Source organism: Xanthomonas sp. F10 (genome assembly GCF_014206815.1).
GTDB classification, from domain to species: Bacteria; Pseudomonadota; Gammaproteobacteria; order Xanthomonadales; family Xanthomonadaceae; genus Xanthomonas_A; species Xanthomonas_A indica.
Window position 1 is genome coordinate 2,154,709 of sequence record NZ_JACHNP010000001.1, and the last position, 17,293, is coordinate 2,172,001.

The 17,293-nt window shown below is 70.7% G+C and carries 16 protein-coding genes; 9 read left to right on the forward strand and 7 right to left on the reverse strand.

Annotation, left to right across the window (positions count from 1 at the left end):
- Nucleotides 1-62 precede the first annotated feature (62 nt).
- Both FHR56_RS09400 and FHR56_RS09405 read left to right on the forward strand, forming a co-directional pair.
- Nucleotides 63-899: a C40 family peptidase gene (locus FHR56_RS09400; RefSeq protein WP_160947966.1), complete on the forward strand. Its 837-nt coding sequence runs from the start codon at nucleotides 63-65 to the stop codon at nucleotides 897-899.
- 427 nt (nucleotides 900-1,326) lie between these two features.
- The gene (locus FHR56_RS09405; protein ID WP_160947967.1) at nucleotides 1,327-2,076 is read left to right on the forward strand and encodes a nucleotidyltransferase domain-containing protein; all 750 of its coding nucleotides are present in this window, start codon (nucleotides 1,327-1,329) and stop codon (nucleotides 2,074-2,076) included.
- A gap of 9 nt (nucleotides 2,077-2,085) precedes the next feature.
- Here FHR56_RS09405 and FHR56_RS09410 read toward each other — a convergent pair whose 3' ends face one another.
- From FHR56_RS09410 to FHR56_RS09420, 3 genes are all read right to left on the reverse strand, one after another.
- On the reverse strand, nucleotides 2,086-2,565 hold the full coding sequence (locus FHR56_RS09410) for an acyl-CoA thioesterase (RefSeq protein ID WP_160947968.1): 480 nt from the start codon (nucleotides 2,563-2,565) through the stop codon (nucleotides 2,086-2,088).
- Nucleotides 2,566-2,677: 112 nt separating this feature from the next.
- A complete protein-coding gene (locus FHR56_RS09415) occupies nucleotides 2,678-3,445 on the reverse strand; it encodes a class I SAM-dependent methyltransferase (RefSeq protein WP_345776736.1) in 768 nt (255 codons plus the stop codon).
- Nucleotides 3,446-3,521: 76 nt separating this feature from the next.
- The gene (locus tag FHR56_RS09420) at nucleotides 3,522-4,862 is read right to left on the reverse strand and encodes a dicarboxylate/amino acid:cation symporter (RefSeq protein WP_160947969.1); all 1,341 of its coding nucleotides are present in this window, start codon (nucleotides 4,860-4,862) and stop codon (nucleotides 3,522-3,524) included.
- Nucleotides 4,863-5,013: 151 nt separating this feature from the next.
- On the opposite strand from FHR56_RS09420, the gene FHR56_RS09425 reads away from it, so the two are divergent.
- From FHR56_RS09425 to FHR56_RS09450, 6 genes are all read left to right on the forward strand, one after another.
- Nucleotides 5,014-6,720, forward strand: coding sequence for an alkaline phosphatase (locus FHR56_RS09425; protein WP_160947970.1), 1,707 nt, complete (start codon nucleotides 5,014-5,016; stop codon nucleotides 6,718-6,720).
- Nucleotides 6,717-7,292, forward strand: a complete 576-nt coding sequence (locus FHR56_RS09430) for a WG repeat-containing protein (protein ID WP_237473342.1) — start codon at nucleotides 6,717-6,719, stop codon at nucleotides 7,290-7,292. The genes FHR56_RS09425 and FHR56_RS09430 overlap by 4 nt, the downstream gene beginning before the upstream one ends.
- Nucleotides 7,293-7,754: 462 nt before the next feature.
- Entirely contained in the window at nucleotides 7,755-9,071 is a 1,317-nt protein-coding gene (gene tilS / locus FHR56_RS09435; protein WP_260400253.1) for a tRNA lysidine(34) synthetase TilS, read from the forward strand.
- Nucleotides 9,072-9,102: 31 nt separating this feature from the next.
- Nucleotides 9,103-9,366: an exodeoxyribonuclease VII small subunit gene (locus FHR56_RS09440; protein WP_160947972.1), complete on the forward strand. Its 264-nt coding sequence runs from the start codon at nucleotides 9,103-9,105 to the stop codon at nucleotides 9,364-9,366.
- Nucleotides 9,356-10,237 (forward strand): polyprenyl synthetase family protein, encoded by an 882-nt coding sequence (locus FHR56_RS09445; RefSeq protein ID WP_160947973.1) that lies wholly within the window; start codon nucleotides 9,356-9,358, stop codon nucleotides 10,235-10,237. Before FHR56_RS09440 ends, FHR56_RS09445 begins: the two co-directional genes overlap by 11 nt.
- 958 nt (nucleotides 10,238-11,195) lie before the next feature.
- On the forward strand, nucleotides 11,196-12,290 hold the full coding sequence (locus FHR56_RS09450; RefSeq protein WP_160947974.1) for a M35 family metallo-endopeptidase: 1,095 nt from the start codon (nucleotides 11,196-11,198) through the stop codon (nucleotides 12,288-12,290).
- Nucleotides 12,291-12,618: 328 nt separating this feature from the next.
- Here FHR56_RS09450 and FHR56_RS09455 read toward each other — a convergent pair whose 3' ends face one another.
- The 3 genes from FHR56_RS09455 to pmbA form a co-directional block, all read right to left on the reverse strand.
- On the reverse strand, nucleotides 12,619-12,996 hold the full coding sequence (locus tag FHR56_RS09455; protein ID WP_019797965.1) for a DUF4870 domain-containing protein: 378 nt from the start codon (nucleotides 12,994-12,996) through the stop codon (nucleotides 12,619-12,621).
- A gap of 143 nt (nucleotides 12,997-13,139) precedes the next feature.
- Nucleotides 13,140-13,571 carry a DUF4870 domain-containing protein gene (locus FHR56_RS09460; RefSeq protein ID WP_160947975.1) on the reverse strand — a complete coding sequence of 144 codons (432 nt, stop codon included), beginning with the start codon at nucleotides 13,569-13,571 and terminating at the stop codon, nucleotides 13,140-13,142.
- A gap of 38 nt (nucleotides 13,572-13,609) precedes the next feature.
- Complete coding sequence (gene pmbA, locus FHR56_RS09465) at nucleotides 13,610-14,974, reverse strand: metalloprotease PmbA (RefSeq protein WP_160947976.1); 1,365 nt, start codon at nucleotides 14,972-14,974, stop codon at nucleotides 13,610-13,612.
- Between the two features lie 95 nt (nucleotides 14,975-15,069).
- Between pmbA and yjgA the strand changes: the two genes are divergently transcribed.
- Nucleotides 15,070-15,663: a ribosome biogenesis factor YjgA gene (gene yjgA, locus FHR56_RS09470; RefSeq protein WP_160947977.1), complete on the forward strand. Its 594-nt coding sequence runs from the start codon at nucleotides 15,070-15,072 to the stop codon at nucleotides 15,661-15,663.
- Between the two features lie 156 nt (nucleotides 15,664-15,819).
- Here the strand turns inward: yjgA and tldD are convergent, their stop codons facing one another.
- Nucleotides 15,820-17,262 carry a metalloprotease TldD gene (gene tldD, locus FHR56_RS09475; RefSeq protein ID WP_160947978.1) on the reverse strand — a complete coding sequence of 481 codons (1,443 nt, stop codon included), beginning with the start codon at nucleotides 17,260-17,262 and terminating at the stop codon, nucleotides 15,820-15,822.
- Nucleotides 17,263-17,293: the final 31 nt, after the last annotated feature.

The window sequence follows — 17,293 nt, forward strand, 5'->3', positions numbered from 1 at the left end:
TTGAACTTCCTATTTCTGTCTACAAGGCATGATCCCCCATCGTTTTATTTTGTGATCCAAGCGTGACGACCGAAGCCCAGACCTCTCCAGGCAAGACCGCCGTTCCCCGCCGGACCGCTTTCCGCCTCTTCTGCACCGCCTCGCTCTGTTTCTCGGCCCTCCCAGCCCTGGCCCAGACCGCTCCCGCCGACACCGTCGTCCCGGAAGCGATCGCGACCGTCGCCCCCGCTCCGGCCCAGGTCGGCGCCGCCGCGACCACCGCACCGGCCGCCGCGCAGACCAGCACTCCCATCGCCTCGGCCAAGCCGGCCGCCGCCAATCAGGCGCCCGCGCCGTCGCGCAGCAAGGCCGACGCTGCCGCCACCGCCACCCTGGCCGCCCTGCTGCCGCACCTGGCCGCCAACGACACCATCCCGCTGATGGACCGCTCGGCGATGTTCGCCGGCGACATCAGCCGCCTGCTGGCCAACTACGACGTCTCCCAGCCGGTCCCGCGCGAAGGCGTGGTGCCGGGCGGCGACAAGGTCCAGTCCGTGCTCAAGCGCGCCATGGCGCTGCTGGGCACCCCGTACCGCTGGGGCGGCGAAGACACCGAAGGCTTCGACTGCAGCGGCCTGGTCGGCTACGTGTTCCGCACCGCGCTGGGCATCGAGCTGCCGCGCGTGTCGCGCGAGATGGCCCGCGAGGCCAACGCCCAGCTGATCAAGGACCGCGACGCGCTGGCGCCGGGCGACCTGGTGTTCTTCGGCCGCAAGGGCCGCGTCGACCACGTCGGCCTGTACGTCGGCGAGGGCCGCTTCCTGCACGCCCCCAGCCGCGGCAAGGACGTGCGCGTGGACACGCTGACCTCGGGCTACTGGGGCGAAAAGTTCGTGCAGGCGCGCCGCGTGGCGATGTAAGCCGTCCCGTCTGCAGACATTTCAGGAAAGGCCGCTGGCGACAGCGGCCTTTTTCGTTGTGGGGATTCGCGGCCACCTGGCTGGCCGCCGCACCACGGGCGCACGGCGTCGCCCGCGGGAGACGGCGACGAGCGGGCTAGCGTCGCCGTGGCCAGTAACACCTGCCCGCGCAGCCACGGAGACCAGCCGGCACGGCCGCACCTGGCATGCCGCGACTTGCGCTGCGCCGGCGGGACTCGCCGCATTGCCCGCTGCAGTTGCGCGCTGTCCGCATGAGCGTCATTGCCGCCGTCCGCATTGCCCACCGGCACGTTACGCTGGGCGGCCTCGATCGCGTCAGCCGAACTTCGATGACAGCACTTCCCTCGCCTGCCCTGCAGGTCTGCCATGCGGCCGCGTCCTGGCCGCGCCAACGGGCGCTGCGCTGATGCCGACCGCCCCCACCCTGCCCACGCACGCACAGGCACTGGCGCTCGCGCACTCGCTGTTGTCCACCCGTTACGCCGACGCGGCCTTCGGCTTCGCCGCCGGCTCGATCCTGCGCGGCGAAGGCACGCACCTGTCCGATCTCGACCTGGTCGTGGTCTATGCGCATCTGCCGGCCGCACGCCGCGAATCGTTCCTGACCGGCGGCGTGCCGGTCGAGGCCTTCGTGCACGATCCAGGCACGCTGGCCTGGTTCCTCGATGAGGACGCAGCGCGCGGCCGTCCCAGCCTGCTGCACATGATCGCCGAGGGCCACATCGTCGGCACGGCGACAGACGCGGCCCACGCCCTGCAAGCCCAGGTCGCCGCGCGGCTGCAGGCCGGGCCGCCGGCGCTGACGCCGGCGCAACGGGACGCGCTGCGCTACGAGATCACCGACCTGATCGACGACCTGTGCGGCGAGCGCAGCGCCGCCGAGATCGTCGCGATCGGCGCCCTGCTGCATCCGCGCCTGGCGGAACTGGCGCTGCGCGGGCGCGGCCACTGGTACGGCAGCGGCAAGTGGGTGCCGCGCCTGCTGGCACGGATGGACCCGGCGGTGGGCGCACGGTTCGAGCAGGCCTTCGCCACGCTGTTCGCCAGCGCCGACTGCGCGCCGGTGCTGGCCCTGGCGCAACAGGAACTGGCCGCGCACGGCGGCCGCCTGTTCGATGGCGACTGCCGCACCGCGCCGGCGGACTGGCGCGCGTAAGGTTCGCGCTCAGCCGTGGTAGTGGGCGATGGTGTCCTCGATGCCCTTGCTCAGCTCCATCACCTTCTGCGCGTACTCGGCCAGGCGATGGTCTTCCGGCGTGTCCGGATGCCAGGCCGGCACCGCGGTCGGCCGGCCTTCGACGCCGTCCAGGGCCACGAACACGATGATGCAATGGGTGCACAGGCGCGGCTCGCCGCCCATCGGATCGCGGGCGCGCACCTCGATGGCGAAATGCATGCTGCTGGTACCGGTGTGGACCAGCTTGGCGCTGACCGTGACCATGTCGCTGATGCGGATCGGCGCGACGAAACGGATGCCGCCCACCGCCACGGTCACGCTGTAGTGGCCGCTCCAGCCCACCGCGGCGGCGTAGCCGACCTGGTCGATCCACTTCATCACCACGCCGCCGTGGACCTTGCCGCCGTAGTTGACGTCGATCGGTTCGGCCAGGAAGCGGAAGGTCAGTTCGCGTTGGGTGCCGCTCATCGGGAGTCCATGCAGGGGAAGAAGGCGGCAGTCTGCCATGCGCCGACGCCGCCAATCGCAATGGCGGCGCAATGGGCTGCGGCCACGGCCGCGCTGGCGGCCGACGGGTCGGCTACGCCGCGGCCAGCGCCAGGTTGTCGCGCTTGCGGATGCACAGCCACGGGAAATGCGGCTGGCGCCAGCGCAGCGCGCGCAGGCAGCGCGCGGACCAGCGGCGCGGGTCGAACAACCGGCGCAGCACGATGCCGTCCAGCACTGCGTCGGTGTGCTGGTGGTACTGCTGCGCCAGTTCGGCGCAGCCCAGGTCGCTGAAGTAGCGCAGGCTGCGCGCGGCGCTGGCCCGGGCCTGGTCGGCGTCGGCGTAGAACGGACTGTCGAGGATATGCAGTTCGCCGTCGTGCTGCAGCAGCTGCAGCAGGCGCGCGATCAGCGCACGCGGGTCGGCGAAGTACTGGAGGCAGGCCGGCACCACCACCACATCGAACCGCTGCGTCGGCAGCGGCAGGCGCAGGATGTCGCCGGCGACGAAGCTCAGCCGCGGCTCGGCGGCGAACACCCGCGCCGCCTGCGCCAGTTCGGTGCGATTGACGTCGACGCCGCAGACCTCGCGCTGCAGGCCGCTGGCCAGGCGATGCGACAGCCAGCCGTTGCCGCAGCCCAGTTCCAGCAGCGGCCCGTCGCCGCCGCGCGCACGCAGATGGCGCAGCAGGCGCCGGCACGATTCGGCACGCACCCGCCATTCGTGGCTGGCGCCGAGCGCGCCGGACGGCTGCGGCAGCATGCGCACCTGCGCATCGCTGTAGAGCCGGCCTTCGCGTCGGCGCACCTCGAGATACCGCTGCTCGAACGGGTCGTCCGGCAACGCGTCGTGCACCAGCACGCCCTCGCGCAGCGTCAGCCCCGGCAACTGCCGCAGCTGCGCGCGCAGACGCTCGACAGGCGCGCTCACGGCAGCATCAACGCACCTGGCCGGAACCGTTGACCGGCGGATCTTCCAGGCCGACATTGCTCGGGGCCGCCTCGTAGATGGTGCGGTCGAGCAGGCCGGTTTCCTTGGCCACCAGCACCGGCACCAGCATCTGCCCGGTCACGTTGGTCATGGTGCGCATCATGTCCAGCACGCGGTCGATGGCGTACAGGTAGCCGATCACCTCCAGCGGCAGGTTGGCCGCACTCAGCACCACCGTGGCCATCACCACCGCGGTGCCGGGCACGCCGGCGGTGCCGAAGCTGCCCAGCACCGAGGCGATCAGCACCACGAAGTACTGGTTGGCGGTCAGCGGCACGCCGGTGTACTGGGCGATGAACACCGCGCACAGCGCCGGGAAGATCGCGCCGCAGCCATCCATCTTGATGCTCGCGCCCAGCGGCACCGCGAACGCCGCGTAGTCCTTGTTGACGCCGAGATTGTGGGTGATCGAGCGCAGCGCCACCGGCATCGCGGCGAAGCTGGAGGAACTGACGAAGGCCACCTGCATGCCCGGCGCGGCGCCGCGGAAGAACTTCCACGGGTTCAAGCCATGCACCAGCAGCAGGCCGCTGTAGACCACCACGATGTGGATCGCGCAGGCCAGATACAGCGCCAGCACGAAATTGCCGAACGGCAGCAGCTTGCCGAAGCCGTAGCCGCCGACCAGTGCGGCGATCAGGCCGAAGGTCCCGAGCGGGGTCATCTCCAGCACGAAGCGGGTGACCTGGATCATGATCTCGCTCATCTGCTTGGTGAGCTTGCGCGCCTCGGCCACGCGCTCGCCGAGCTTGACCATGGCGAAACCAAGCAGCGCGGCGAAGAAGATCACCGGCAGGATCGAGCCGCGTCCGGCCGCCAGCACGGTTTCGCCGGCGGCATTGGTCTTGGTGCCGATGCCGGTCAGCGCGTAGAACGGATTGGACGGCACCACGTCGAGCAGCACCTGCACCGGGCTGGGCACGTCGCCCGGTTTCCAGGCGCTGTCCACGCGCAGGCCCAGGTGGCCGGCCCCTGGCTGCAGCACGGTGCCCACGGCCAGGCCGACGCCGACCGCCAGCGCCGCGGTGACCACGAACCACAGGAAGGTGCGCCCGCCCAGCTTGGCCACCGACTGCTGCCCGTGCAGCGCCGAGATCGCATTGATGACCGCGAAGAACACCAGCGGCACCGCGATCATCTTGATCAGGGTGACGTACAGATCGCCCAGCGGCTTGAACCAGGTTTCCGCGGTCGGCCCCAGCGCCCAGCCGGCCAGGGCGCCCAGCACGAAGCCGGCGACCACGCGCTGCCAGAACGGAATGCGTAACCAGGCCGTCACCAGTTTCATCGACGCTGTCCAGAAATCTCGGGGGTTTCGCACGATAGCGCACCCCGGCGGCAACGACGACGCCATGGCTGGAAAGGCGCGATGTCATCGGCGTGCCTTGTCGCAACCGGCATAATGCGGGGGACTTCGTTGTTCAGGACCCGTTCCGCGTATGCGCCTTCCCGTTTCCGCCCTCGCCGCCGCCTCCACCTTGCTGCTGGGTGCCTGCGCCAGCGCGCCGCACGCGCCGGCCGCCAGCGCCAACGTCGCGCCGATCATCGTCCCCGCCGTCGCCCATCCGGCCGGCGAGACCCCGGCCTGGTGGTACCGCAGCGGCGCGGCCAAGGCCGCCAACAACGGCGCCATTCGCGGCAAGGCCAAGAACGTGATCCTGTTCCTGGGCGACGGCATGAGCCTGACCACGGTCGCCGCCGCGCGCATCCTCGACGGCCAGCGCAAGGGCGCCTCCGGCGAGGAGAACCAGCTGTCGTGGGAGGCGTTCCCCGCCACCGCGCTGAGCAAGACCTACAACACCGATTCGCAGACGCCCGACTCGGCCGGCACCATGACCTCGATCACCACCGGGGTGAAGACCCACATGGGCGCGATCGGCGTGGCCGCCGGCAAGCGCGACGCCTGCGCCGACAGCCTCGGCAAGCAGTTGCTGAGCTGGCTGGAACTGGCCGACAGTGCCGGCATGGGCACCGGCATCGTCACCACCACCCGGCTGACCCACGCCACCCCGGCCGCGACCTATGCGCACGTGCCCGAGCGCAACTGGGAAAGCGATGCCGACCTGCCGGAGAAGGCGGTCGCCGAGGGCTGCCGCGACATCGCCCAGCAGATGGTCGGCGCGCGCTTCGGGCGCGGCCCGCAGGTGATGCTGGCCGGCGGCCGCGGCCAGTTCACCACCGTCGAACAGCGCGACCCGGAGTACGACGACAAGGTCGGCCTGCGCCTGGACGGCCGCGACCTGGTCGGCGAATGGCGCCAGCGCCATCCGCAGGGCGCCTACGTGTGGACCCGCGGGCAACTGGAGGCGGCGCAGAACGCACCGGCGCTGCTCGGCCTGTTCGAGCCGGACCATATGCAGTTCGACCACGACCGCGACCGCAGCGCCAACGGCGACCCGAGCCTGGCCGAGATGACCCGCGCCGCGATCCGCACCCTGTCGCAGGACAAGAACGGCTACGTGCTGATGGTCGAAGGCGGCCGCATCGATCACGCGCACCACGCCGGCAACGCCTACCGTGCGCTGGACGAGACCATCGCGCTGTCGCAGGCGGTGCAGGCCGCGGCGGATGCGACCTCGGCCGAGGACACGCTGATCATCGTCACCGCCGACCACTCGCACACGCTGAACTTCGTCGGCTATCCGCAGCGCGGCAACCCGATCCTGGGCAAGGTGCGCGGCACCAGCGGCGAGGACGCCAACACCGGCGACCTGGCGCTGGACGGCAACGGCCAGCCCTACGCCACGCTCAGCTACGCCAACGGCCCCGGCTACACCGGCGCCAGCAACCAGCAGCTGGCCGGGGTCAAGACCTTCCCGCATGCGCCGAGCAGCTTCGAGCCGGCCAACGGCCGTCCCGACCTGACCCATGTCGACACCGAAAGCCCGGACTTCATGCAGGAAGCGCTGGTGCCGACCAAGGCCGAGACCCACGGCGGCGACGACGTCGGCATCTGGGCGCGCGGCCCCGGCAGCAACGCGTTCCGCGGCAGTCTGGAAGAAAACGTGATCTACCACGTGATCGTGCAGGCCACACCGACGCTGCGCGCGCGGCTGTGCCAGGCCGGCACCTGCAACGGCGATGGGGTGCCGGTGGAGTTGCCCAAGCCGGCGGCGTTCATGACCAGCGCCGCGACTGCGCAATGAGCCGGCATCGGCTGCACGGCGGCCGCCTGCGCGGGGTCGTTGCGGTGTTCGCAGGGTTCGCTGCGTTTGCCGCGCTCGGCGCCGCGTCGGCGGCCACGGCGCAACCGGCCGCCGCGGCCTGCCGACTGGGCGACCCGAATAGCGACCGGCCGGTGGTGCCGGGCTGCCGGCTCGGCGCCGACGAACGCCTGGTACTGACGCCGCAGGCGCTGCGGCACCTGCATTTCGATCGCGACGGGCTGGCGCTGCTGAGCGTCGGCGCACGCTTCTACTACGTGCGCGCCGATGGCCGCAGCCTGCCGGTGATCACCTGGGACAACGGCCCGGACGGCTTCGCCGAAGGTCTCACCCGCGGCATCGTCCACGGCCGCATCGGCTTCTACGACCGGCAACTGCGCGAGGTCATCGCGCCGGTCCACGACTTCGCCTGGCCGTTCGAGCACGGCGTCGCCGAGGTCTGCGATGGCTGCAGCGCCGGCACACCCGACGCCGACGGTCATACGCCGATGCAGGGTGGCCGCTGGTACTCCATCGATCGCCATAACCGCGAAGTGCCGGCGCCGACGCGCTGAGCCGATCTGCGAGCGCGGCATGGCCGCGTTGTCGCGGACAACGTCGCCAAGGCTGGTCCTCTGCAACGCGTCTCTTGCTGCAGCTCCACGATATCGGCGGAAGCGCATCGTCCGCGAGGTGAGACATTCCCGCGTCGGGACTGAAGTCCCTCCCACAGGGAGCTGACTCACCTTTGCGCTGCTTCAGACGCCGTCGCGCGCTGGCCACAGGCCGGGCGTCGCGTGCTGGCGGTCGACACCGAGCACGCGCCCTGACGAGCAGGCAACCGAATAGTCCCGGGTGCCGACACCTGCTTTTGTGGGAGGGACTTCAGTCCCGACGCGTCGAACTGACAGGCATCGGGACTGAAGTCCGTCCCACAACGCTGGTCGGGCTCAAAGACGTCGCCCTGGTCGCGCGTCGCGCTGGCAAGCGCTTGCGTCTACAGTGACGCGATGGCTCCGCGCGTCTCCACGTCCCCCTTGTCCGCCCTCGCCGCCGCACTGCCCGATCCGGCACCGGCGCCGCTGCTGCTCGGCTTCAGCGGCGGACTGGATTCGACCGTGCTGCTGCACCTGCTCGCGCAACACCCTTCCTACCGCGCCGCCGGCCTGCGTGCGCTGCATGTGCACCACGGCCTGCATGCCGAGGCCGACGTCTGGGCCGCGCAGTGCGCGCAGGCCTGCGCGGCACTGGCGGTGCCGCTGCAGGTGGTGCGGGTGCAGGTGCCGCGCGACAGCGGCGATGGTCTGGAAGCGGCGGCGCGGCAGGCGCGGCGCCACGCCTTCGCGCAGGCGCTGCAGCCCGGCCAATGGCTGGCGCTGGCGCAACACCGCGACGACCAGGCCGAAACCTTCCTGCTGCGTGCGCTGCGCGCGTCCGGCCCGGATGGCCTGGCGGCGATGCAGGCACTGTCCGACTTCGCCGGCAGCCGCCTGTGGCGGCCGCTGCTGGCGCAGCCGCGCAGCGCGTTGCACGCCTATGCACAGCAACACGGCCTGCAGTGGATCGACGACCCCAGCAATGCCGATCCCGGCTTCGATCGCAATTTCCTGCGGCTGCAGGTACTGCCGCTGCTGCGCCAGCGCTGGCCGCATGCCGACGCCGCCCTCGCCCGCAGCGCGGAGTTGTGCGCCGACGCCGGCGCGTTGTTGGACGCGGACGACCGCGCGGTGCTCGAGACCCTGCAGGACGCCGCAGGCACCCCGCTATCGATCGCCCCGCTGCGCGCCCTGCCCGCGGCACGGCGCGCGCGTGTACTGCGGCGCTGGATCGCGCAGGCCGGGCTGCCACCGTTGCCGGCAGCCGGCCTGGCCGCGATCGAACGCGACCTGCTGCAGCCGCGCGCCGACGCCGCGGCGCAGTTCGCCTGGCATGGCGCCAGCGTGCGCAGTTGGCGCGACACGCTGTACGCCGAACACGACCTCGCGCCCTGGCCGGCCGACTGGCAGGCGCAGTGGGATGGTCGTGCGCCGCTACCGTTGCCCGACGGCCGCCGCCTGCGCCTGCTCGCCGACACCACGCTGGCCTTCGACACGCCGCTGCTGGTGCGCGCACGCCGCGGCGGCGAGCGCCTGCGCCTGCCTGGGCGTGCACAGTCGCAGTCGCTCAAGCACCTGCTGCAGACCCAGGCGCTACCGCCATGGGAGCGCCAACGGCTGCCGCTGCTGTTCGACGCCACGCAACTGCTGGCCGCCGGCCCGGACCTGCTGGCCGCGCCGCTGCACGCCTGGCTGCAGGCACGCGCCGCACGCCTGGTGCTGGATCCGCTGACAGTGCCGGCGACAGCGTCGCATTGACCCTGCTGCCGCCGCCGCGCACACTTTCGCCATGCCCAAGAAGCCTCAAGACGATGCCTCCCCGGTCGCCCGCTTCGAGCAGTCGCTCGAGGAACTGGAAGTCCTGGTGGAGAAGATGGAAGCCGGCGACCTGAGCCTGGAACAGTCGCTCAGCGCCTACGAGCGCGGTGTGGGCCTGTACCGGCAATGCCAGCAGGCGCTGGAGCAGGCCGAGTTGCGCGTGCGCCTGCTCAGCGATCCCGAGCAGCCCGACAGCGCCGAACCTTTCGACCCCGTGCCGCCCCATGGCGGCTGACGCGGCGTTCGCGCACTGGCGCGAGCGGGTGGAAGCCGGTCTGCAGGCGCAGCTGCCGGCGGCGACGCTGCCCCCGCAACGCCTGCACGCGGCGATGCGCCACGCCACGCTCGGCGGCGGCAAGCGCATGCGTCCGCTGCTGGTCTACGCCAGCGGCGCGCTGTTCGGCGCCGACGCTGCGCGCCTGGACGCACCGGCGCTGGCGGTGGAACTGATCCACGCCTATTCGCTGGTCCACGACGACCTGCCGGCGATGGACGACGACGCCCTGCGTCGTGGCCAGCCCACCGTGCACATCGCCTTCGACGAAGCCACCGCGATCCTCGCCGGCGATGCGCTGCAGAGCCTGGCGTTCGCGCTGCTGGCCAATGCCGAGGACGCGGCGCCGACGCTGCGCGTGCAGTGGCTGCAGACCCTGGCCGAGGCCGCCGGTGCGGCCGGCATGTGCGGCGGCCAGGCGTTGGACATCGACGCCACCGGCCGCGTGCAGGCGCTGACCGACCTGCAACGGATGCATGCGCTGAAGACCGGCGCGCTGATCCGCGCCAGTGTGCGCCTGGGCGCGCTCGGCGGCGGCGCCGACGCCGCGGCGCTCGCGCAACTGGACAGCTTCGCCGCCGCGCTGGGCCTGGCCTTCCAGGTGCGCGACGACATCCTCGACGTGGAAGCCAGCTCCGAACAGCTCGGCAAGACCGCCGGCAAGGACGCAGCGCAGGCCAAATCCACCTACCCCGCCCTGCTGGGCATGGACGGCGCCAAGGCCAAGCTGGCCGAACTGGCGCAGGCGATGCAGGACAGCCTGCACGGCTATTGCGGCTCCGCCGAGGCGCTGGCGGCGCTGGCGCGGCTGGCGGTCGACCGCGCGCACTGAGCGCGGCGCTCGACGCGTGCGAGTGCCGCAGCTGGCCGCACGCGTCGTTGCCACAGAACATGCGCCGCCTCCGCGAAAGCAAGGAGTGATGCTGGCGCTGGCCGCACGCAGCCGTGGATGACCAGAGGCGCTGTCGTAGGAACGGCTTCAGCCGCGACACACGTCATCGGTAACGCCTGTCGCGGCTGAAGCCGCTCCTACAAGGTGTCTGGGGGCAATGTGGGAGGAACTTCAGTCCCGACTACGTTTACCGTCCGATCGTCCGCTACGCCGGTCGTCGCGGATGCATGACGATCGATGCTGGCGCTGGCCGCACGCAGCCGTTGATGACCAGAGGCGCTGTCGTAGGAACGGCTTCAGCCGCGACAGACGTCATCGGTAACGCCTGTCGCGGCTGAAGCCGCTCCTACAGGGAGTCGAGGGTGAGGTGTCTGGGGGCAATGTGGGAGGGGCTTCAGTCCCGACTACGTTTACCGTCCGATCGTCCGCTACGCCGGTCGTCGCGGATGCATGGCGGTTGACTCCTACACCAGGCAACCAGGCGCATCTCGCACCACCAATCCCGCGGTGTCGCAAACGTCCCGACGCCGCTTGTACCGCTGCAGATCGCGCTGACGCCAACGGCAGCGAAGGGAATCTCTGCATTCCTCATCGCCTTCGGTGAACGTGCCGCCAGCGCGATCTTCACCCACTGCACGTGCAGCGCGCGGGCGAGCGTCATCACCACATGGCCTAGCGCAGCGCGGCCCTCGATCCGCGCGTGCGACTGAGCGTTGCCGCTGCAGCGCGACAGCCACGCACGGCGATGCGTTCTCTCGGCGCCGATACTGAGACCTGGCGCGCGCTTCGCTGGACGAAATCGAAGACAAACGCGCCTGCGGCGCGCACGCGTGCAGCACCGGGCTAGTTTGCTTCGGCCCCTGTCATGGGGCGCCCACTTTCGACGGAGAGAGACTGCATGAAACACGCATCCCGGATCTCGGCAGCGATCGGCTTCAGCCTGGTCGGCATCATCTCGGCGGCTACCGCGCAATCGCAACTCACGCGCGCGCCCGCGCCGCTGCAGGTCGAACTGACGCCGGTCGCCGACGCCGACGGCCAGCAGCGCGGCCAACTGGCGGTGACCGTCCGCAACACCGGCGAGCAGGTCGCGCGCGTGCCCAAGTGGGAACTGCCGCTGGGCGATCTCGACAACGCGCTGTTCCAGGTCCAGCGCGACGGCAAGCCGGTGGATTACGTGGGCCGCCTGGTCAAGCGCGCCGCGCCGCGCGCCGACGACATGGTGGTGCTGCAGCCGGGCGAAGCGCGGCAGGCACGGATCGATCTCGGCCAGGCCTATGACCTGAGCCGCAGCGGCACCTACAGCATCCGCCTCGACGCGCCGCTGCAGGGCGCCGCGTTCGCCGATGGCGCGCGCATGCTGCGCGCCGATGGCGCGCCGCAGACGCTGTCCAGCGCCCCGCTGACGGTGTGGCTGGACGGCGGCCGCGGCCGCGCAGTGCGCAATGACCTGATGGTCGGCCCGCAGGCGGTGGTCAACGGCGTCAACTACGCCTCGTGCAGCACCAGCCAGATCAGCACCATCGGCAGTGCGGTGAACGCGGCGCGCACCTACTCGCAGAACGCCAAGACCTACCTCAACGGCGGCAGCACCGGCGCGCGCTACACCACCTGGTTCGGCGCCTACAACGCCAGCCGCTACAGCACCGCCACCTCCAACTTCGTCAACATCGATTCGGCGATCGACCAGAACAACGGGCAGATCACCATCAACTGCGGCTGCAGCGACAGCTCCTACGCCTACGTCTATCCGAACCAGCCGTACCAGATCTACGTCTGCAACGCGTTCTGGAGCGCGCCGCTGACCGGCACCGACTCCAAGGCCGGCACCCTGATCCACGAAATGAGCCACTTCAGCGTGGTCGCCGGCACGCAGGACACCGCGTACGGGCAGAGCGCGGCCAAGAGCCTGGCCCAGAGCGATCCGGCGCGCGCGGTGAAGAACGCCGACAGCCACGAGTACTTCGCCGAGAACAATCCGTCGCAGAACTGAGTCCGGTACGCCGGTGATCGCCCGGGCGCCGACCTGCCGTCGGCGCCCGGTTCGCGTGCGGCAGCAGCCGCACACTTTGTGGCGAGTGCACGCCCCCTGAAGCCAGATCCCCAACCCAGGCCGACGCGATTGGCGGCGCTCAGGCGCTCGCGGCGGATCATGCGGCGCTCGGCGGTGCGACAGCCTCGCAACGGGCCGCTCGCGGCGCGGCTGACGTGCTTGCGCCATCCCCGGTGCGGATCCCTGCCAGCGTCCTCGCGGGCGCGGTGCGGACACAAAAAAGGCCCGGCGCAGCGGCCGGGCCTTCGGAGAAGCGTCGCAGCGGCGCTTACTTGATCAAGCGCAGCGCGAACGGGTAGCGGTAGGCGACGCCTTCGTTGGCCTTGATGCCGGCCAGGATGCAGAACACCAGGTTCACCACCCACACCACCGGCATCAGCAGGCCGCCGATGACGATCACGCTGAGCACCACGCAGATCACGTACGCGATGGCGACGGTGATCTGGAAATTCAGCGCTTCCTTGGCCTGGTCGTTGAGGAAGGACTTGGCCGGGTTGTCCTTGTTGATCAGCCAGATGATCAGCGGCACGATGAAGCCGGCGATGATCCCGGACAGATGGGTGATCAGCGCGACCGTGCGGTCTTCCTGCGGCCCTGCCGAGGCCGGCGGCGGCGGCGGGGCGGTGACGTTGTCGAATTCGCTCATCGGTATTCCGTTCCTTTGGTGGTGAGGGGACAAGACGTTTGGCGCGTCACTCTCGGCGGCTGGCGTAGCGCTGTCAAGCGATCCAGGCGCACCGCGCCGGACTTCGCGAAGGGCCGAACGCCCTCGCCGTGCCGGGCGCCACGCTAGCGAACGCTTCCATACGGCAGCGGATAGCGGTAGCGCCGACCGCGCATGGCGCTGGCCGCGGCGCCCAGGCTGAGGCACAGCGCTGCCAGCAGCATGAGGATCAGCAGCCACCCGAACACGAGCACGGCACCGAAGATCAGCACGCTCGGCGCCAGCAAGACCGCACTCAGCAGCGACAGGCCGAGGCCCATCCGCATGGCCTGGCGCGCGTGTTCGGCGGCGAACGGCTGCCTGCCCCGCAGCGCCCACCATTGCACGCCCGGCAACAGCCACAGCAACAGCAGCCACCACAGCGCGTCGCCCAGGTGCACATTGCAGGCGGCGAACAAGCCGATCCACATCGACAGATGCGCAAACGCCGCCAGCACGCGCTCCCACGCGGAGGCGGGGCCGTCGGTGATCGTGTTCTCGGTGTCGGTTGCCTGCATGCCTAAAGCGTCCTTGCGCGCTGCCTGGATCGGGCCGCTTAGTCGTTGCCGGCCACCGTCATCCTGCCGACCAGCACCGCACCGATGTGCACGTGCGAGCGCACGTCGATGTCGGCGCCGACCGCCTCGATGTCCTGGAACATCTGCCGCAGGTTGCCGGCAATGGTGATCTCGTCCACCGGATAGGCGATTTCGCCGTTCTCGATCCAGAACCCGCCGGCGCCGCGCGAGTAATCGCCGGTGACCGGGTTGACGCCGTTGCCCATCAGGTCGGTGACCAGCAGGCCGCGCGGCAGGCCCTTGACGATGGCCTGCAGATCTTCGGCGTTGGCCGCCACCTGCAGGTTGTGCACGCCGCCGGCGTTGGCGGTGGTCTGCAGGCCGAGCTTGCGCGCCGAATAGCTGCCCAGCACGTAGCGCTGCAGCACGCCGTCGCGCACCAGCGGCGCCTCGCGGGTGGCCACGCCCTCGCCGTCGAAGGCGGCCGAGCGCAGGCCGCGGCGCAGGTGCGGCCGCTCGTCGATCGCGAACCATTCCGGGAACAGGCGGGTGCCGGCGCTGTCGAGCAGGAAGCTGGCGCGGCGGTACAGCGCACCGCCGGACACCGCGCCGAGCAGATGCCCGATCAAGGAGCGTGCCGTCTCCGGCGCGAACAGCACCGGCACCTCGCCGGTCGGCAGCGAGCGCGGCTGCAGCCGCGCCACGGTGCGCTCGGCGGCGCGGCGGCCGATCGCCGACGCGCGCTCCAGATCCTCGCGCGCCAGGGCGCTGCTGTACCAGCCGTCGCGCTGCATGCCGTCGCCCTGCCCGGCGATCAGCGTGCAGGCGATCGAATGGTGGGTACTGCGCTCGCAGCCGATGAAACCGTGCGAATTGGCGTAGACCGACAGGCTCTCGCTGGTACCGGCCGAGGCACCATCGGAATTGCTGATCCGCGCATCGGCGTCGCGGCCCGCGGCCTCGCAGGCCAGCGCCAGGTCGATCGCCTCCTCGGCCTGCAGCGGCCATGGATGCCAGCGGTCGTAATCCGGCTGCTCGCGGGCCATCAGCGCCGCGTCGGCCAGTCCGGCGGCCACATCGTCCTCGGTGTAGCGGGCGATGGCGCAGGCCTGCGCCACGGTGGCCTCCAGGCTGGATTCGTGCAGGTCGGCGGTGCTGGCACTGCCCTTGCGCTGGCCGAAATAGACGGTGACGCCGATGCCGCGGTCGCGGGTGGACTCCACCGTCTCCACCGCGCCCAGGCGCACGTTGACGTCCAGTCCGCGGTCTTCGCTGCAGCTGACCTCGGCCTGGCTGGCGCCGAGCGCGCGGGCGCGCGCCAGCAGCCGTTCGGCGATGTTGGACAAGCGCTGCAGGCGCTGCTGGCTGTCGTCGCGGTGCAAATCGGGGGTGATCGCGTTCAATGCTTTATCCTTGTTGTGCGAATCCCTTCGCCCCTGTCCGGCCGTCCTGGCCGGATGTGTTGATTTGATTTCCAGCCCGATCGAGTAGTACGAGCATGCGCGGACGCGACGAAGATACCGGTGAATTCCGCGGCGAAAGCCGCAGCCAGCAACGCCGCGAGGCGCTGGAAGTGCTGAGCCTGGGCGAGAAGCTGGTGGCGCTGACCCCGGCGCAGCTGGCGAAGCTGCCGGTGCCCGAGTCGCTGCTGCCGCACATCGCCGAAACCAAGCGCATCACCTCGCACATCGCGCACAAGCGGCAGCTGGCGTTCCTGGCCAAGCAGATGCGGCGCGAGGACGAGGCGGTGCTGGAGGCGATCCGCGAGGCGATGGACGTCAATAGCGACAGCGCGCGCCGCGAAGTGGCGGCCATGCACCGGGTCGAGGACTGGCGCGAGCGGCTGCTCGCCGAAGGCGACACCGCGCTGGCCGAACTGCTGGCCGAGCATCCCGATGCCGACCGCCAGCGGCTGCGCCAGCTGGTCCGCAACGCCAAGGACGAACGGCTGAAGAACAAGCCGCCGCACGCCTACCGCGAGTTGTTCCGGGAACTGCGCGAGCTGATCCTGGAGGCGGCGGGACCCGGGACCCGGGACTCGGGACCCGAAGAAGCCGACGACGACGCGGCGTTCGACGACACGCGCGACTGAGGTACGGCAGCATCGGCTGCGGCGCACGGCCGCCGACACTCGCCCAGCCCGGCGAGCGCGGCGCGTGATGAACCTACCCGTCAGGCCGGCACTGCCGCAGCGCACCGCGGCGCCCGCTTTGCCGATTCCCGATTCCCGAATCCCCACTCCCGGCTCCTAGGCCGTCCCGCCCACGGTCAGCCCGTCGATCAGCAGCGACGGCTGGCCCACGCCCACCGGCACGCTCTGCCCGTCCTTGCCGCAGACGCCGACGCCTTCGTCCAGCGCCAGGTCGTGGCCGATCATGCGCACCTTCTGCATGGTCTCCGGGCCGTTGCCGATCAGGGTGGCGCCCTTCACCGGCGCGGTGACCTTGCCGTCCTCGATCAGGTAGGCCTCCGTGGCCGAGAACACGTACTTGCCGCTGGTGATGTCGACCTGGCCGCCGCCGAAGTTGACCGCGTACAGGCCCTTCTTCACCGAGCGGATCATCTCCTGCGGGTCGTGCTGGCCGGCGCGCATGTAGGTGTTGGTCATGCGCGGCATCGGCAGGTGCGCGAACGATTCGCGGCGGCCGTTGCCGGTCGGCGCCACGCCCATCAGCCGCGCGTTGAGCGTGTCCTGCATGTAGCCGACCAGCACGCCGTCCTCGATCAGGGTGGTGCAGTTGGTCGCGGTGCCCTCGTCGTCGACGTTGAGCGAGCCGCGGCGGCCGTCCAGGGTGCCGTCGTCGACGATGGTGACGCCGGGCGAGGCCACGCGCTGGCCGATGCGGCCGGCGTAGACACTGGTGCCCTTGCGATTGAAGTCGCCTTCCAGGCCATGGCCGACCGCCTCGTGCAGCAGCACGCCGGGCCAGCCCGGGCCGAGCACCACCTGCATCACTCCGGCCGGCGCCGGTACCGCCTCCAGGTTCACCAGCGCCTGGCGCAAGGCCTCGCGGGCGAAGGCTTCCGGGCGGCCGTCGGCGAACAGCGTGGTGTAATCGTAACGGCCGCCACCGCCGGCATAGCCTGACTCGCGGCGGCCCTGCTGTTCGACGATCACCTGCACGTTGAGTCGCACCAGCGGGCGCACGTCGGCGGCGAGCACGCCGTCGCTGCGCGCCACCAGCACCGTGTCCACGCCGCCGGACAGGCTCACCATCACCTGCTGCACGCGCGGGTCGGCAGCACGCAGGTACTGGTCCAGCCGCCGCAGCAGCTCCACCTTGTGCGCGTTGTCCATCGCGTCCACCGGATCCAGCGCCGGATACAGCGCGCGGCCGCCGCCGCGCTGCAGCGCGTGCGCCGGTTGCGCGCCGCCGTCGCGGGAAATGGCCCGCGCCGACTGCGCCGCAGCCAGCAGCGCGTCGCGGTGGATGTCGTCGGAATAGGCGAAGCCGGTCTTCTCGCCGGAGATCGCGCGCACCCCCACGCCCTGCTCGATGGAGTGGGCGCCGTCCTTGACGATGCCGTCCTCCACGCTCCAGCTCTCGCGCCGCGAATGCTGGAAATACAGGTCGCCGAAATCGATGCCGGGGCCAAGCAGCGTGCCGAAGGCGCGCTCCAGGCTGGCGGCATCCAGGCCGGCGGGAAGCAACAGGCGGGTTTCGGCGAGGCTCAGGGCGTGATCGTTCATAGGCTCAACATGGGGGAGGAAGGCGCGCAGC

Excerpts from the sequence above, each read along its gene's own strand:
- FHR56_RS09455 (WP_019797965.1), bottom strand. The coding sequence starts at position 12,996 with ATGAGCGAATTCGACAACGTCACCGCCCCGCCGCCGCCGCCGGCCTCG.
- yjgA (WP_160947977.1), top strand. The coding sequence starts at position 15,070 with ATGCGCGGACGCGACGAAGATACCGGTGAATTCCGCGGCGAAAGCCGC.
- FHR56_RS09430 (WP_237473342.1), top strand. The coding sequence starts at position 6,717 with ATGAGCCGGCATCGGCTGCACGGCGGCCGCCTGCGCGGGGTCGTTGCG.
- FHR56_RS09425 (WP_160947970.1), top strand. The coding sequence starts at position 5,014 with ATGCGCCTTCCCGTTTCCGCCCTCGCCGCCGCCTCCACCTTGCTGCTG.
- FHR56_RS09410 (WP_160947968.1), bottom strand. The coding sequence starts at position 2,565 with ATGAGCGGCACCCAACGCGAACTGACCTTCCGCTTCCTGGCCGAACCG.
- FHR56_RS09420 (WP_160947969.1), bottom strand. The coding sequence starts at position 4,862 with ATGAAACTGGTGACGGCCTGGTTACGCATTCCGTTCTGGCAGCGCGTG.
- FHR56_RS09460 (WP_160947975.1), bottom strand. The coding sequence starts at position 13,571 with ATGCAGGCAACCGACACCGAGAACACGATCACCGACGGCCCCGCCTCC.
- FHR56_RS09450 (WP_160947974.1), top strand. The coding sequence starts at position 11,196 with ATGAAACACGCATCCCGGATCTCGGCAGCGATCGGCTTCAGCCTGGTC.
- tldD (WP_160947978.1), bottom strand. The coding sequence starts at position 17,262 with ATGAACGATCACGCCCTGAGCCTCGCCGAAACCCGCCTGTTGCTTCCC.
- FHR56_RS09440 (WP_160947972.1), top strand. The coding sequence starts at position 9,103 with ATGCCCAAGAAGCCTCAAGACGATGCCTCCCCGGTCGCCCGCTTCGAG.
- FHR56_RS09405 (WP_160947967.1), top strand. The coding sequence starts at position 1,327 with ATGCCGACCGCCCCCACCCTGCCCACGCACGCACAGGCACTGGCGCTC.
- FHR56_RS09445 (WP_160947973.1), top strand. The coding sequence starts at position 9,356 with ATGGCGGCTGACGCGGCGTTCGCGCACTGGCGCGAGCGGGTGGAAGCC.